The organism is Cyclobacterium sp. SYSU L10401, from assembly GCF_010993705.1.
Classification (GTDB): Bacteria; Bacteroidota; Bacteroidia; order Cytophagales; family Cyclobacteriaceae; genus Cyclobacterium.
In genome coordinates, this window is sequence record NZ_WOFO01000011.1 from 25878 (window position 1) to 40872 (window position 14995).

Consider the following 14995-nt stretch of genomic DNA (forward strand, 5'->3'; position numbering starts at 1 on the left):
GTAAGTAAGATTGGGGGGATACAAAATAAAAAAAGCCCCTAATCGCTAAAATTAGGGGCTTTTCGAAACATTTGATTGACTAAAAGCAGAGGAGGAGGGATTCGAACCCCCGGAACCTCGCGGTTCAACGGTTTTCAAGACCGCCGCATTCGACCACTCTGCCACTCCTCTTTTTATCCTTTTTTGAAACAAACGACTACCTACAAAAGAAATACTCCTCCTTATTCGGTAATCTTCCGCACCTTAAATTCAATGCTTTGATGTGTTTCGGTTTGCAAAGGTAGACCTAATTCCAATTAATTCAAATCTATGGGCGGTAAAAAAAATCAAATGCCGCTAATTTATTGGTTTTGAACGACCTGCTTTTTTCGCTGTTTTCTGTCACGGGCCTTGTCCAGGCTTACATTAATCTCAAATCCTACCAATACCAAAATTGAAGTTATCCATAACCACAACATCACCGCTATCATCGTTCCGATCGAACCATAGAGTTTGTTGTAGGTAGAAAAATTGTTGAGGTAAAAAGTAAATAGAAAAAACCCCAGCGTGATTAATGTACCGGCAACCACAGAGCCGGTTGAAAAAAACTTCCACTTGTCATGTACAGCAGGTGCAAAACGGAAAATATAGGCTGTGGTTATGATAAAAAGTATCAAAAGGACGAAAAACCTGAATGAAGCAAGCGAGTAATAATAGATGGAATTGCTGACAAAGTCAAACTCCGAAAAGCGGTACAACAGGTTGCTTCCCACCAGCATTACCAATACGGCCCCGCAAATACTTAATACCAATACCACCACAATACTGACGGCCACCAGGCGGGTGCGAAAGAAACCACGATTTTCCCGCGTCCGGTACACCGCATTAAAAGCATTCATCATGGATATCACCCCATTGGTAGAAAGGTACAAGGCCAGGAAAAAACCCAGGGACAACAAACTCTGCCTGGGCTTACTGACGATATCCATGATCGTAGGAGCAGCCTCATTGTAAATGTTGTCAGGCAAAATATCCCGGACAAATATCAGGATATTGGCCGTGGTTACCTCAGGAATGAAAAATTGGATAAAGGGTATGGTATTTAACAAAAATAGCAACAAGGGAAACATGGCCACTGTGAAGTTAAAAGCCATGGCACTGGCCCTTTCAAATACATCATCTTTCTGAATGTGGTGCAGGAATATTTTGCCAACATCGTAGAGGTTTTGATCAGGATTACCAAAGTGAACGGGTTTAAGCCGCAAAGCCTGATCATGTAACCTGTCGATAAGATGATTTACCCACTTTTTCACATCGATGTATTAGGAGAAGGTTCAAAATAAGGACGGATAAGGGTCATGAATTTTTGGGGAGGCCGGCAAGGCTTGTGGGTATCCGTTTTCAGGAAGGTCAGCAGGGTTTCCCCTTCATGGATCAGTGGACCGGCCTCTGAAAATATCTCATAATGAAAACGAATTCTAATACCAGGCATTTCCCTGATGCTAACCCTGATGGTCAATAGCTCGTCATACTTACCAGGCAGTAAAAACTGGCTGTGGTTTTCCAGCACCGGCATCATGATGCCGTTCGCTTCCATTTCCTTATAGGAAAATCCCACGCTGCGCAGTGCCTCTACTCTGGCCACTTCATAATAGGCGGCATAATTCCCATAGTAAACATATCCCATTTGATCTGTTTCTGCGTACCTTACCCTAAGTTTGTGTTCGTATGTAAACATTACTTATAGATTTTCGAAGCATTTAAGGCATTTTGGTATTTTCTGGCGTTGTTCATGTGATCCCTCAGGTTGGTGGCAAAAGCATGGTATCCTGAAAAATCAGCTTTGGCGCAGAAATAAATGTAATTGTGGTCGGTGTAATTCAATACAGCTTCCAGGGAACTGATTTCCGGCAAATTAATAGGGCCGGGAGGAAGTCCGGCATATTTATAGGTGTTGTAGGGGCTTTCTACCTCTTTGTGCACGTTGAGTACCCTCCTGATGCTGAAGTCGCCCAAAGCGTAAAGCAGGGTGGGATCGGCTTGTAAAGGGATATTTCTTTCCAGCCGATTGATATATACACCTGCTACAAGTGGTCTTTCATCGGATTTGTTCGTCTCAGCCTGAACAATGGAAGCCAGGGTGGCCACTTCCATTGGGCTCATTTGCAGTTTATCGGCCTTTTCATTTCTTTCGGCAGTCCAGAATTTCTCATATTCCCGGTACATGCGTTCAAACAAATCCATAGGGCTTAGGTTCCAATAGACTTCATAGGTATTGGGAATAAACATGGCCATGATATTCCTGGAGTCAAAGCCATATTTCTCAATAAACTCCTTATCCTCAAGTAATGCCAGAAAAGAGGATTTGTCCATTTCCAGATTAGAAGTTATTTTTTCCGCCAGCTCTTCAGGAAACCGGATATTATTGAAAGTGATGTTGACGGGACTTTGTCGTCCCGAGCGGAGCAAAGTCACCAATTCGCGGTTGGACATTTTCGGCTGAATGGTAAAACGTCCCGGTTTGACTGCTTCCTGGTACTTCATTATTTTGGCAACAAAACTGAATGTCACTACTTCATTGATGATGTCTTTGGCAATCAAACTATCCAATACCTGACTGAAAGAACTTCCCGAATAAATTTCCAAAACTTCAGGTTCCTCCCTGTCTACCATGGTGTTGGGAGAGAAAAAAGCCTGATAAAAATAAAAGCTCAACGAAGTGAGCAAAACGGAAAATGCCACCAACCCTACCAGTAAATATTTCTTTTTTTTATCCGTAAGCATATTTTTTATTACATTTCAAACTTATAACAGACCAAGCCTTGACCTGGTATTGGACTCCTGATTTTGTTACAAATATACTATTTAATCAGGTACTTGGTTTTAGGAAAAATAAAATCGGCTTAAAAAGGGGCTGTGGCTTTCATTTTGCTGATTAATTGATTTAATTTAAAAATAGTTAATCCATAAAAAAGGGGATTCCCTCTTAGTTTATTTTAAAATGGCAGCGGCATTTATAAAAATTTATCCTGAAAATCCTGACCCCAGAAGAATACAACAGGTAGTGGATGTCCTGCGACAGGGTGGGGTAATCATTTATCCAACTGACACCATTTATGGAATGGGGTGCGATATTTTTAACCAGAAAGCCATAGAAAGAATAAGTTTGATAAAGGGAGTTAAACCCAAAAAGCAAAATTTTTCGTTTATATGCTATGACCTCAGCAATATCTCTGAATATACCAGGGCTTTGAGCACGCCGGTTTTTAAAATGATGAAGAAAGCTTTGCCCGGCCCCTTTACCTTTATTTTAGATGCCAACAACAAGGTGCCTAAAATGCTGAATAACAAGAAGAAAACAGTAGGTATACGGGTCCCTGATCACAGCATTCCACGTACCCTGGTGAGAGAACTGGGTCAGCCTATACTGACCACTTCCATTCGGGATGAGGATGATGTGATTGAATACAGTACAGACCCGGAATTGATTTATGAAAAGTTTAAAGACCTGGTGGACATAGTAATTGACGGGGGTTATGGTAACAATGTAGCCTCTACCGTCGTTGACTGTACTGGCGATCAAATTGAAGTATTGAGAGAGGGCTTAGGTGAGGTAAATGAAATTATTTGAGGAAAATCAGTTTTCTTTTGTCTGAACAATTTCTAAGGCCTAACTTACAGCAAAAGGGAGAAAATGAAGAAAAACTTTCCGGTAGTTGTTTCTGATTCACTCTATTTGCCGCCCTTGTCTTATTTTGTGGCCATAAAAGCATGTAAGGAATTGATCATTCCATCAGATACACCGATAGTGAGGCAATCCTATGTAAATAAAGCGGAAGTATTGCTGGCAAATAAGAAAGAAGTATTGAGCGTTCCGGTATTCGGAATAAGAAAAAAGCAGGTAATCAGGGACCTCAGAATAGATTACAATCAAAAATGGTTGAATGTTCATTTAAGGGGGCTCCAAAGCGCTTATGGCAAGGCACCTTTTTTCGAATATTTTTATTCTGACCTGGAGCATGTATATTTACGAAAGCATGCTTTTCTGATCGACTTGAACCGGGAACTACTGACACTTTGTCTTAAATTTCTGGCTCGGAATGTCAGGTTACAGGTCAGAGAAGAAAAAGATATGAATGCCTCGGACAGGGATATTAGGGGGCTGATTCATCCCAAAAGGCTGATTGACAGGGATAAAATCTACGTCCCTCAAACTTATCAGCAAATATTTGGCTTAAACTTTGTTCCTAACTTGTCTATTGTGGATTTGTTGTTCTGTGAAGGGCCAATGGCTGAAACCATTTTAAACCGATCAGAAAAAAGTAATTGAACAATATGTAAAAGTATTGTGTTTTTAAAACAAATTTGATAACATTTATCAAATATTCGAAATAATACCATAACAAAGGATATAATGGAAGCAAAATTTTCAAACAGAGTTAAAGAGGTGATCTCCCTCAGTCGCGAAGAAGCTTTGCGATTGGGTCATGATTACATCGGTACAGAGCACCTCTTGTTAGGAATGATCCGTGAAGGTGAGGGGGTGGCTGTTTCCATTCTTAAAAAGCTTGGCGTTCCTTTGGATGAATTGAGAAATTCTGTGGAGAGGGCAGTGAAAGGTACAGCCAATCACAACGTTAAAAATCTGGCCAATATCCCTTTGACCAGACAGTCTGAGAAAGTATTAAAGATTACCTATCTGGAGGCTAAAATATTCAAAAGCCAGTTGATTGGCACGGAGCATTTATTGCTATCTATCTTAAGAGATGAGGACAATATAGCCACTCAAATATTGCAAAAATTTGATGCTACCTATGACTCTGTTAAAGAAATGCTGGAATTTCAAACGGACCAATCTCCCAGATCAGGAACTGAAGCAGATGATTCCGATGAAGAAGGATCCAAATTGTTTGGTGCCTCCGGTGGATCTTCAAGTTCATCCAAAGGCAGTGCGGAGAAATCAAGAACACCTGTACTGGATAATTTTGGGAGAGACCTTACCCGCATGGCGGAAGATGATAAATTGGATCCTATTATCGGCAGGGAAAAGGAAATTGAAAGAGTGGCACAGATTCTTTCCAGAAGGAAGAAAAACAATCCCATACTTATTGGTGAACCTGGGGTGGGTAAGACCGCCATTGCAGAAGGTTTGGCCCTGAGGATTATCCAAAAGAAAGTTTCCAGGGTGCTGTTTAATAAGAGAGTGGTCACTTTAGATCTCGCATCCCTGGTGGCGGGTACCAAATACCGTGGTCAGTTCGAAGAACGCATGAAGGCGGTGATGAACGAATTGGAGAAGTCACCCAATGTCATCCTGTTTATTGATGAGTTGCATACCATCGTAGGAGCAGGAGGGGCAAGCGGGTCACTTGATGCTTCCAATATGTTCAAACCGGCATTGGCCAGGGGAGAAATACAATGTATCGGAGCCACTACCCTGGATGAGTACAGGCAGTACATTGAAAAAGATGGTGCCCTGGCAAGGAGGTTCCAAATGGTGATGGTGGATGCCACCTCACCGGAAGAAACGGTTCAGATCCTTGAGAACATCAAGGATAAATACGAGGATCATCACAATGTGAACTATACTCCCGAGGCCATTCAGGCCTGTGTAAACCTGTCTGACAGGTATATTTCAGACCGGTTTTTGCCTGACAAGGCCATCGATATCCTGGATGAAGCCGGAGCAAGGGTGCATATCAACAATATCCATGTGCCTGAGAATATCCTTAAACTGGAGGAAGAGGTAGAAAAGATCAAAGTGGAGAAAAACCGCGTGGTCAAAAGCCAGAAATACGAAGAAGCAGCACAGCTTAGGGATAAGGAGAAGAAGCTTCTGGAACAACTGGAGAATGCGAAAGCCAAGTGGGAAGAAGACAGCAAGACCAAGAGGTATACCGTAGAAGAGGACAATGTAGCTGAAGTGATAGCCATGATGACCGGTATTCCTGCCAGAAGAATTGCCCAGAATGAAGGTGCTAAGCTCCTTAATATGGGAGAAGAGCTGAAAGGCAAAGTGGTGGGACAGGATGAAGCCATCAAAAAATTGACCAAAGCCATTCAAAGAACGAGAGTAGGCTTAAAGGATCCCAAAAAACCCATTGGTTCCTTTGTGTTCCTTGGACCTACCGGGGTTGGTAAGACAGAATTGGCCAAGATGCTGGCCATCTACCTGTTTGACAAGGAAGATGCCCTGATCCGCATTGACATGTCGGAATACATGGAAAAATTCTCTGTTTCCAGATTGGTAGGAGCTCCTCCTGGTTATGTGGGATACGAAGAAGGCGGGCAGCTGACGGAAAAGGTAAGGAGAAAACCTTATTCTGTGGTGCTGCTGGATGAGATAGAAAAAGCGCACCCTGATGTCTTCAATATCCTGCTCCAGGTTCTGGATGATGGGGTTCTTACAGACGGACTGGGACGCAGGGTTGATTTTAGAAATACCATCATCATCATGACTTCCAATATTGGGGTCAGGGATCTGAAAGATTTCGGTGCCGGTATAGGATTTGCCTCCAAAGCCAAGGAAGAAAACATGGACGAGGTGATGAAATCGACCATTCAAAATGCGTTGAAGAAAGCCTTTAGTCCGGAATTTCTGAACAGACTGGACGATGTGGTGATATTCAATTCCCTTACCAAAGACCATATCCATCAGATCATAGACATCAATCTGAAAAAGTTGTTCGCCAGAATTACCGATTTGGGATATGTCATTGAGCTGACAGATGAAGCCAAGGATTTCCTTTCCGAAAAAGGTTATGACAAGCAATATGGTGCCAGACCGCTCAACAGGGCCATCCAGAAATACCTGGAAGATGCCTTGGCTGAAGAAATTCTGAAAGGGGAACTATCTGATGGAGATGTTATCATTGCTGATTATCCGGGTAGTGGTGATGCCCTGGACATACGGGTAACCAAGAAAGAAAAAGCTGATTGATACCAATCGGACTTCATTTGAAAATTAAATATTAGAAGGGTGGCATTATTTTCCACCCTTTTATTTTTAGGAACAAAATTTGCTTTAATTCTCCCATGGCTGCTGACCATCAACCGGTCTTTGTTCTATACCGGTAGTAGTCTCAGTCATAATATTTTAAACGCATTAATTTTTATTCAAAATACAAAAAGGTATATTTGTATGTCTGAGTCCTTATTTGGGATCTTGTCATATTGACTTTATTGGATGATAATATTTGCATTAAATTCATGCTGATATGAGTTTTTTTATTGAAATGCTCCTGAAGCTTTTATTCCTTTTTTCCATTATTCCATTTTTGCTTTCTGAAAAGCTGCAAAAAAAGTATGATGTGAGAATCAATCCCCAGGTAGAATACACCATTTTTTCTGGCCCCAGGAAAATCAGCCAGATAGAACAAAGGTTTATTGATGAAACCAGCGGAATGGCCCTTTCCCAAAAGTATCCTGGACGTATATTTGTTCATAACGACAGCGATGGTGCACCAGAAATTTATGTATTGGATACCCTGGGTCAATACCTTGGCACCATTCTTCTGGAAGGGATAAGGAACAGGGACTGGGAGGATATGGCCATTGGACCGGGTCCGGTAGCCGGGGAGTCCTACCTGTATATTGGCGACATTGGTGATAATTTCAGCAAGCACGAGGAGTTGATCATTTATAGAATTCCCGAACCAAAAGACCTGACCTTCGAGGAAAGCCTTCCTATGGTTCCCGAAAAAATTACACTAACCTATCCTGACGGGAGCAAGGATGCCGAAACCATGCTCCTGGACCCCTGGTCAGGTGACTTGTATATTCTGACCAAAAGAGACGCCAGTAATACCTTGTATAAAGTGGATGCCGCCCATTTGATAGATGGCAATAGCGTAACCATGGAAGAAGTGATGCGCCTGCCCATCACCCTATCGGTGGGAGGTGACATCTCTGCAGATGGGACACAAGTAGTTATCAAAAACTATTGGGTGGTCTATTACTGGAGCCGTAACCCTGGCGAAACCCTTGCAGAGACGCTGCAACGCCAGCCCAGGTTATTGCCTTATGAGCCTGAACCACAAGGGGAGGCCATTGCATTTACTCCTGATGGGCAAGCCTATTTTACCCTGAGTGAAAAAAAATTACGGGTGGAACCGGTACTTTATCGCTATGATAAAGTCCTGAAACCAGATTGATCCAGGCTGTCAATGATAGGCTGGTGAAGAAATTCCTATTCCATGAGCTGGACAGGACAGAAAGGTTAAAACCTCTCAGGTTTCACCTTCACATAGTTTTTTGATGAATGAATGGTTATGAAAACCTGTCACGTTTGCGGGTTTCAGGATGTGTCTTTCTGGTATTCAGGTTTTAGGGCTCAGTCCCCATTTCTAATTGCAATATACCCCCATTTACCAATGCTTCATGGCGGATGCCTATGCCTTTTACTTCGGCCCCATTGAAAGCTTTACTTTTGATGTAGAAATGGTCGGGCCGGTTATTTGCGGCTTGGATGGTAAAGGTTTCCCCGGTATAATAATCCGGGTGCAACCGGATCACCGCTTTATCAAATATGGGACTTCCCAGTTCATATAGGGGGTTTTCCTCGGTTCCCGCATTCATTTGAAAAATCCCCAGCTTCATCAGCACGGCCAAAGATCCCATCAAGCCCTGGTCCTCATCACCATTATACCCCAAATGAGGGGTCAAAGCTGAAAAGGCCTTGTCCAACACTTTTCTGCTCCAATACTGGGTCAAATCCGGCCGACCCAGGTAATTGAAAACATAAGCCATTTGCATGGAAGGTTGGTTTCCATAGTTTACCGGTATCCTGCGGTACTCTGGATGGGTTTCTACCGCATGGGAAGTTCCCGAAGTGAAACCCAGTTTTTCCGCCTCTTCAAACTGCCGGTTGAGTTTGGCAGCAGCCTTTTCTTTGCCTCCCATTAAGTCGGCCAGTCCCGGTAGGTCATGGGGTACAAACCAGGTAAATTGAGCCCCATTGGCTTCTACAAAACCCTTCCCATAGTCATAAGGATCGTAAGGATCCATCCAACGTCCATTCTCATCTTTAGGTCGCATCCAGCCGGATTGGGCATCATAGACATTTTTATAGTGTGCTGACCGACTCAAAAACAATGCTTCATCTGCTTGTTTACCCAAAGCCCTGGAAAGCTGGGCCAGGGTCCAATCCTGGAAGCTGTATTCAAGCGTTTGGCCAGCCCCTTGCTCATGTCCTCCAAACCTGCCTTTGGGGTTAGGGTAGGGTACATATCCCTTACTTATATAATCTTCCACATTGCCACCATTGGCCGTTTGGTGTTCATAACCGGATTTACTCATCATCCCCCCAGGCAGGTGGTTTTTCTTTAATCCTTCGTAAGCAGTCGCCATATCGAAGTTCCGTATGCCCTTTTGGTACAAGCCTACAAAGAAGGGGGTAGAAGAGGCACCTGTCATCACATAGGTATAGTTACCGCCTGAAGGTCCTCTGGGTATCAGCCCACCATCCTTGTAGTATTGGATAAAGCTGTTGGCAAACTCCTCAGCGATATCGGGATAGACCAGGGCCCATAAAACAGCAATGGTCCATTGGGCGCCCCAGAAAGAATCTGAATTAAAATGTCTGAATAGCGGTTTTCCTTCATCATTCAGAGGCAGCTGCCCAATCCGAAACGTATCCCCGGTATGGTCCGGATAAGCCCCGTTGACATCGCTAATGGTCCTGCGGCCCTGCAGGGCTTTCCAGAGGTCGGTATAGAACCTTTTTTGCTGGGTTTCGGTATTGCCTTCGATTTCAATCCTGCTCAGTAAATCATTCCAAACTTCCCGTGTGTCTGCTGCCACCCGATCAAAATCCCAATGGGGAAGCTCGGTCATCATATTTTCAGTAGCATTATCCGGATGGGTATAGGAGAGGCTTACTTTCATTTGCAAAAGTTTTCCCTGGCTTTCCCCAAATCCTACAATGATATGGGGCATGCTATCGTGGCTGGTCAAACTTTCAATATCCTGGTCAAATTCTACCTGAAAGTGGACTGTAATGGGCTTGGGTCTTCTCGAGGTGGGAGAATTGGTGACTTGTCCCTCCAATTTTCTTTTTCCTGTTTGTTTTAGCTGCCCATCCACCATGGCACTGGGCCCCAGGTTGCCTCCCAGGTGAAACAATATGCCGGCCTGATTCCCTTTGGGGTACCGGTACCGGTGCATGCCTACCCGGTGACTGGCAGTAAGCTCCGCTTCTATGCCATACCGGTCTAAAAAGACTTTATGGTACCCTGCTTTTACGGTTTCCTTTTCATGACTGTAGGCAGAATAGTAATCTCCGATAAGTTTTTCAGGGGCATCGGTGTAACTTACTGGCATCACCGAAACTCCGGAAAGCTGCCAGGCATGAATGTGGCTAAACCCTTTGATGGTATCCGCATCATACCGGTATCCACTATTCCATGCACCGTCTATTTCATGATCAGGGCTGAGGTTGACCATTCCAAATGGCCGGGTGGCCGAGCTGAAATAAAACCAACGGGAGTTGGCCGCATCCAGCATGGGATAAACCAGGTCCACCGGCTGGGGATCTGGCTTGCCCTGAAAGGATAAAAGGGGAAGCAAACAAAAAAGAAAGGCTATTCGGAAAGTAGAGGACCGCATGTTATTTGAATTTTATGATGGGGAGTGGCTTGCTAATTTCAATTGCCAGTTCCAACTGTCTCTGAGGGCATCTTCCAGATCGAAGCGGGCCGTCCACCCTAATTCTTGCTTGATTTTTTCTGTGTCTGCCCAGACCTTTACCACATCACCGGGTCTTCTCGGACCCACAGAATAGTTGAGCGATTTGCCGCTCACCTTTTCAAAGGTCTCAATCACTTCCAGGACGGTATTTCCTTTTCCTGTTCCCACGTTTAACCAATCATAAAACGGGGCTTTTTGATCCTTCAGGTAGCTGATGGCTTTTACATGGGCTTCGGCCAGGTCCATCACATGGATATAGTCCCGAATGCAGGTGCCATCAGGGGTATCGTAATCATTACCGAATACCGTCAATTCTTTTCGTATGCCGGCTCCGGTTTGGGTGACGAAAGGGACCAGATTGGAAGGTACCCCAATGGGCAACTCCCCTATATGGGAGGAAGCATGGGCGCCAATGGGGTTGAAGTACCGTAAGGCAATGGCCGAAAGGGCAGCCTTACTTTTTACCTGATCTGACAAAATATCTTCACAGATTTTTTTGGTGTTTCCATAAGGGCTTTCGGCATCCTTCCTCGGCGTACTTTCCTTGACCGGAAGCTCGTCGGGTTGTCCGTATACGGTGCAGGAAGAGGAAAAAACCAGGTTGGCTACTTCATGCTTTGCCATGGTCTCCAACAGTACCAGCAGGGAGTTGATGTTGTTTTTGTAGTATTTCAGTGGCAATTGGGTACTTTCACCTACCGCTTTATAGGCAGCAAAATGGATCACACCGGACAACTTATTCTCGGAAAATATTTTTTCTATCAGCTCCTGGTCATTGCAGTCCCCCATATAACAAGGCGTTTCTTTACCGGTTATTTTTTGAAGGCCTTCCAGGGCACTTTTTTCAGAATTTGAAAAATCATCGATGATAATGGGCTGGTAACCGGCCTCATACAAGGCTACCGCAGTGTGGGAACCGATGTAACCGGCACCCCCGGTGATTAAAATTTTTTCCATGACCAAAGATAAAGTTTAATCCATACGGTGAAAAATAAACCTGTCGAAAAAGTAAGTAAATATCAGTTGCCGGATTTGGTATTCCTTTATGAAGCACGAATCCTTTTTATTATCATTTACTTTTTTTAACTTTGCAGGCTGAAAGGAGGTGTATTATATGATCGTAGTAAACGTAAAAGAGAACGAATCAATCGAAAAAGCGCTGAAGCGTTTCAAGAAGAAGTTTGACAAGACCGGAGTCATCCGGGAGTTGAGAAGCAGGCAGCATTTCGAAAAGCCTTCTATTACCAGAAGAACAGAAGTGATAAAAGCCGCCTACAAACAAAGGATGCAGGAACAGGAAGGAAAATAACAAAACCTTTCTTTTTCATAAAAGTATTGAGCATATTGGTGTATTAAATCACCGATATGCTTTTTTCATTTATAAGCTTCCTGGAAAACGAAAAAAGGGCCAGCCCACATACGGTATTGGCCTACCGAAGAGATTTGGAAACCTTTATAGATTTCCTTCGCACGGCTTTTGGTATGGAAAATCCGGAGGAAGCACAACATGCCGAAATCAGGGCCTGGATGGTAGACCTGATTGAAGAGGGGCATTCGGTAGCCACCGTTAACCGTAAAATGGCCACCTTGCGGTCTTTTTATAAGTTTTTATTGAAATCCGAAATCATCAGCAGAGACCCGACTTTTAAAATTCAATCCCTCAAAAAGGGCAGAAAGCTTCCAGCCTTTATCCAGGAAAAAGAGATGGTTGATTTACTCCGGGAAGCCAATTTCAACCCTGACTTTGAAGGGCAGCGTGACCGCATGGTCATGGAGATCCTTTACCTCACCGGGATGCGTTTGTCAGAATTGATCGGGTTGAAATGGAATGCAGTGGACCTGGGTAATGCTCAAATAAAAGTATTGGGAAAAGGGAAGAAATACCGAATCATTCCCATTTCCTTGGGGCTGCAAAAAAATATTATTTCCTATCAAAAAGTATTTAAAGAAACATTTTCATTATTAGACGAAAATGATTATTTTATCGTTAAATTAAACAGGAGAGCAGCTTATCCTATGATGATTTACCGGATTGTCAGGAAATACCTTGAAATTTTTGTTCAGACCACCAAAAAGAGTCCCCATTTAATGAGACATACTTTTGCCACCCATTTGCTTAATAAAGGAGCTGACCTCAATGCAGTAAAAGACCTTTTGGGTCATTCAAGCCTTGCCGCTACCCAGGTTTACACCCATAATTCTATCGAGAAACTTAAGGCTGTGTATGAACAGGCACATCCTAAAGCGTAAATAAAAGTCAAACTTTTAAACATTGATTATTATGAAATTACAAATGCATTCAATTCATTTCGACGCCGATCAGAAATTGATCAACTTTATCCAGAAGAAGGCCGATAAACTGGATACTTACTATGATCAGATCATTGACGGAGAGGTTTTTATGAGACTGGATAAAAATGATAGAAGTGAAAATAAGATCGTGGAAATCAAACTGAATGTACCCGGAAAACAACTTTTTGCGAAAAGCCAAAACGACTCCTTTGAAGCAGCTGCAGATGATTCTATAGAGGCACTCAGAAGGCAGATCAAAAAATACAAGGAAAAACTGGTACTGGCCAAGCAATAGCAACCCGCTTTTATAATACCTTAAAAGCTGCCCCCGGGCAGCTTTTTTTATGCGTTTATACCCAGCTCAATTATTGATTCAGTCTACAGGCTGGTTTACCTTTTCCGCCCAATAATATTTTTTTCCCCATTTTAATTTTTCCGCCTCAGTATCTCCCCTCAGAATGGCTCCTATCATTTTATCCACATATTTCGGATCCCAATTCAGGCTGGCAAGCTGTATGCTGTAGGCATGGTCAGCTAGCCTTTCTTTATTTGTCTGGTCACAAATGATATACGAATAGCTATCGGGAATATCTTCCAACCTGCCAAAAGTTTTGACATGGTGCGTTTCTCCCAGTCCTATTCTTATCTTACTGCCATAATGAACATGTCCCAAAAAGGCAATAGGACTGCCTGGAGGAATGGGATGATTTTCCAGGTACGTTTTGAACTGCCGGCCCTGGTGGGGGATGGACAATGGATGGGAGACCAGAGAGAGGTTAAAGAATATCAACAAAATGGACAAGCCTTGCAAAGCCAGTGGATGACTTCCTTTTTGCACCCCTCTGGCGAGCAGTATACCCATAAGTAAGCCAGCAGTCCATTGGATCAAGACCCAGACTGGACTACCTAGTCCAATGTTGGCAAATAAGGCTACCAGGAGGATGAAGCCATTGAGTCCGATAAGGATCCAGGTCCAGGTTTTCCATCCTTTTGGATGGGTCCCCGGCCATTTTTTTACCAATAGCCAAGCCAGGCCAATGGCTGCCAGGGGAGTCACCGGGAGCAAATACCTTTCATAAAATTTGGAAACCAGGGCTGTCATAAGTAGGATGGACAGCACCCAGGTCAGAATAAACCCAATGAAGGCGCGGTTTTCCCGAAAGGTAGCCAGTGCTGTTTCTTTCACTTTTTTAATCCCAAAAAAGAACCAGGGGAAAAATAAAATCACCATCAACACCAGGGCAAATAAAAAATGTCGGGCAATCAGCCAGACCCGGCTTCCCACCCGCATGCCGACCTGATCTTCAAAAAATGAATCCAGATAAACCGGACCAAATTTGAGGTACATGGCCACAAACCAAAACAGCGCAATGATTATACCGGTCAGTATGGAGGGAAAGTGTAATAACTTCTTTAATGGGATGGGCTTCCAGGGATTGAGCCATAAATAGCCAAGGGCTATCAATCCCAGGGCGGCGGCAGGAAGTCCCTTGACCTCAAAAGCCAGCCCCAGACTCAGGTAAAGCAGCCAGAGGTATTTTTTAGGGGCTGTTTTCCCATAACGGATTATGCCTGCGACACCCAATGCTGCACTAGTCATGAAAAAGGCCAGTAATATATCCGGAATGGAACGGGTGCTACTAAATATGACCACCGGGTGGGTTGCTGCTATCCAGGCGGACCATAGTGGAAGGTTTTTGTTCGTACTACTCAGGCGGGCAACCTGATAGACCAGGGGAATGATGGCTGCCCCGGCCAGCAGGAAGAGTATCCGGGATCCCAGCGCAGAAACCCCAAAGATGTTGAATCCTGTCCATACAAACCAATAGGTGAGTATGGGTTTTTTGAAGCGCAGCATGCCATCTCCCAGATAGGTGGTAAGGTAATCTCCGTTTTGCATCATACGAATAGCGGCATCCGTATAGTACATTTCATCGGGGTAATGCAGGTGAAAGTCCAGGGCAAAAGGACCTATCAGCAGTAGAAAGGCTGCCATGGGCAACTGATAGCCGTTGATCCATTCTTGGGGTAGCTTCAT

At 43.8% G+C, this 14995-nt stretch carries 13 protein-coding genes and 1 tRNA gene; 7 read left to right on the forward strand and 7 right to left on the reverse strand.

Going from position 1 to position 14995, the window contains the following annotated elements; all coding sequences use genetic code 11:
• Positions 1-86: 86 nt before the first annotated feature.
• From GL182_RS20360 to mltG, 4 genes are all read right to left on the reverse strand, one after another.
• A tRNA-Ser gene (locus tag GL182_RS20360) sits at positions 87-171 on the reverse strand.
• Between the two features lie 170 nt (positions 172-341).
• Entirely contained in the window at positions 342-1292 is a 951-nt protein-coding gene (locus GL182_RS20365) for a YihY/virulence factor BrkB family protein (protein WP_163381641.1), read from the reverse strand.
• On the reverse strand, positions 1289-1717 hold the full coding sequence (locus GL182_RS20370; RefSeq protein ID WP_163381642.1) for an acyl-CoA thioesterase: 429 nt from the start codon (positions 1715-1717) through the stop codon (positions 1289-1291). The genes GL182_RS20365 and GL182_RS20370 overlap by 4 nt, the downstream gene beginning before the upstream one ends.
• On the reverse strand, positions 1717-2763 hold the full coding sequence (mltG, locus tag GL182_RS20375) for an endolytic transglycosylase MltG (RefSeq protein ID WP_163381643.1): 1047 nt from the start codon (positions 2761-2763) through the stop codon (positions 1717-1719). Before mltG ends, GL182_RS20370 begins: the two co-directional genes overlap by 1 nt.
• A 217-nt stretch (positions 2764-2980) precedes the next feature.
• On the opposite strand from mltG, the gene GL182_RS20380 reads away from it, so the two are divergent.
• The 4 genes from GL182_RS20380 (at position 2981) to GL182_RS20395 (ending at position 8132) form a co-directional block, all read left to right on the forward strand.
• Entirely contained in the window at positions 2981-3610 is a 630-nt protein-coding gene (locus GL182_RS20380) for an L-threonylcarbamoyladenylate synthase (protein ID WP_163381644.1), read from the forward strand.
• Positions 3611-3673: 63 nt separating this feature from the next.
• On the forward strand, positions 3674-4309 hold the full coding sequence (locus GL182_RS20385) for a WbqC family protein (protein WP_163381645.1): 636 nt from the start codon (positions 3674-3676) through the stop codon (positions 4307-4309).
• An 84-nt stretch (positions 4310-4393) separates the two neighbouring features.
• Complete coding sequence (locus GL182_RS20390) at positions 4394-6919, forward strand: ATP-dependent Clp protease ATP-binding subunit (RefSeq protein ID WP_163381646.1); 2526 nt, start codon at positions 4394-4396, stop codon at positions 6917-6919.
• A gap of 277 nt (positions 6920-7196) precedes the next feature.
• Positions 7197-8132, forward strand: a complete 936-nt coding sequence (locus GL182_RS20395) for a hypothetical protein (RefSeq protein ID WP_163381647.1) — start codon at positions 7197-7199, stop codon at positions 8130-8132.
• 172 nt (positions 8133-8304) lie between these two features.
• Here GL182_RS20395 and GL182_RS20400 read toward each other — a convergent pair whose 3' ends face one another.
• Complete coding sequence (locus GL182_RS20400) at positions 8305-10584, reverse strand: GH92 family glycosyl hydrolase (protein ID WP_163381648.1); 2280 nt, start codon at positions 10582-10584, stop codon at positions 8305-8307.
• Between the two features lie 12 nt (positions 10585-10596).
• Positions 10597-11622: a UDP-glucose 4-epimerase GalE gene (galE, locus tag GL182_RS20405; protein ID WP_163381649.1), complete on the reverse strand. Its 1026-nt coding sequence runs from the start codon at positions 11620-11622 to the stop codon at positions 10597-10599.
• Positions 11623-11779: 157 nt separating this feature from the next.
• On the opposite strand from galE, the gene rpsU reads away from it, so the two are divergent.
• The 3 genes from rpsU to hpf are packed head-to-tail and all read left to right on the forward strand — an operon-like array spanning position 11780 to position 13252.
• Positions 11780-11974 (forward strand): 30S ribosomal protein S21, encoded by a 195-nt coding sequence (gene rpsU / locus GL182_RS20410; protein WP_073095989.1) that lies wholly within the window; start codon positions 11780-11782, stop codon positions 11972-11974.
• Positions 11975-12030: 56 nt separating this feature from the next.
• Complete coding sequence (locus GL182_RS20415) at positions 12031-12915, forward strand: tyrosine-type recombinase/integrase (protein WP_163381650.1); 885 nt, start codon at positions 12031-12033, stop codon at positions 12913-12915.
• A gap of 31 nt (positions 12916-12946) precedes the next feature.
• The gene (gene hpf / locus GL182_RS20420) at positions 12947-13252 is read left to right on the forward strand and encodes a ribosome hibernation-promoting factor, HPF/YfiA family (RefSeq protein WP_163381651.1); all 306 of its coding nucleotides are present in this window, start codon (positions 12947-12949) and stop codon (positions 13250-13252) included.
• Positions 13253-13330: 78 nt separating this feature from the next.
• On the opposite strand, the gene GL182_RS20425 is transcribed toward hpf, so the two are convergent.
• Entirely contained in the window at positions 13331-14995 is a 1665-nt protein-coding gene (locus GL182_RS20425; protein WP_163381652.1) for an ArnT family glycosyltransferase, read from the reverse strand.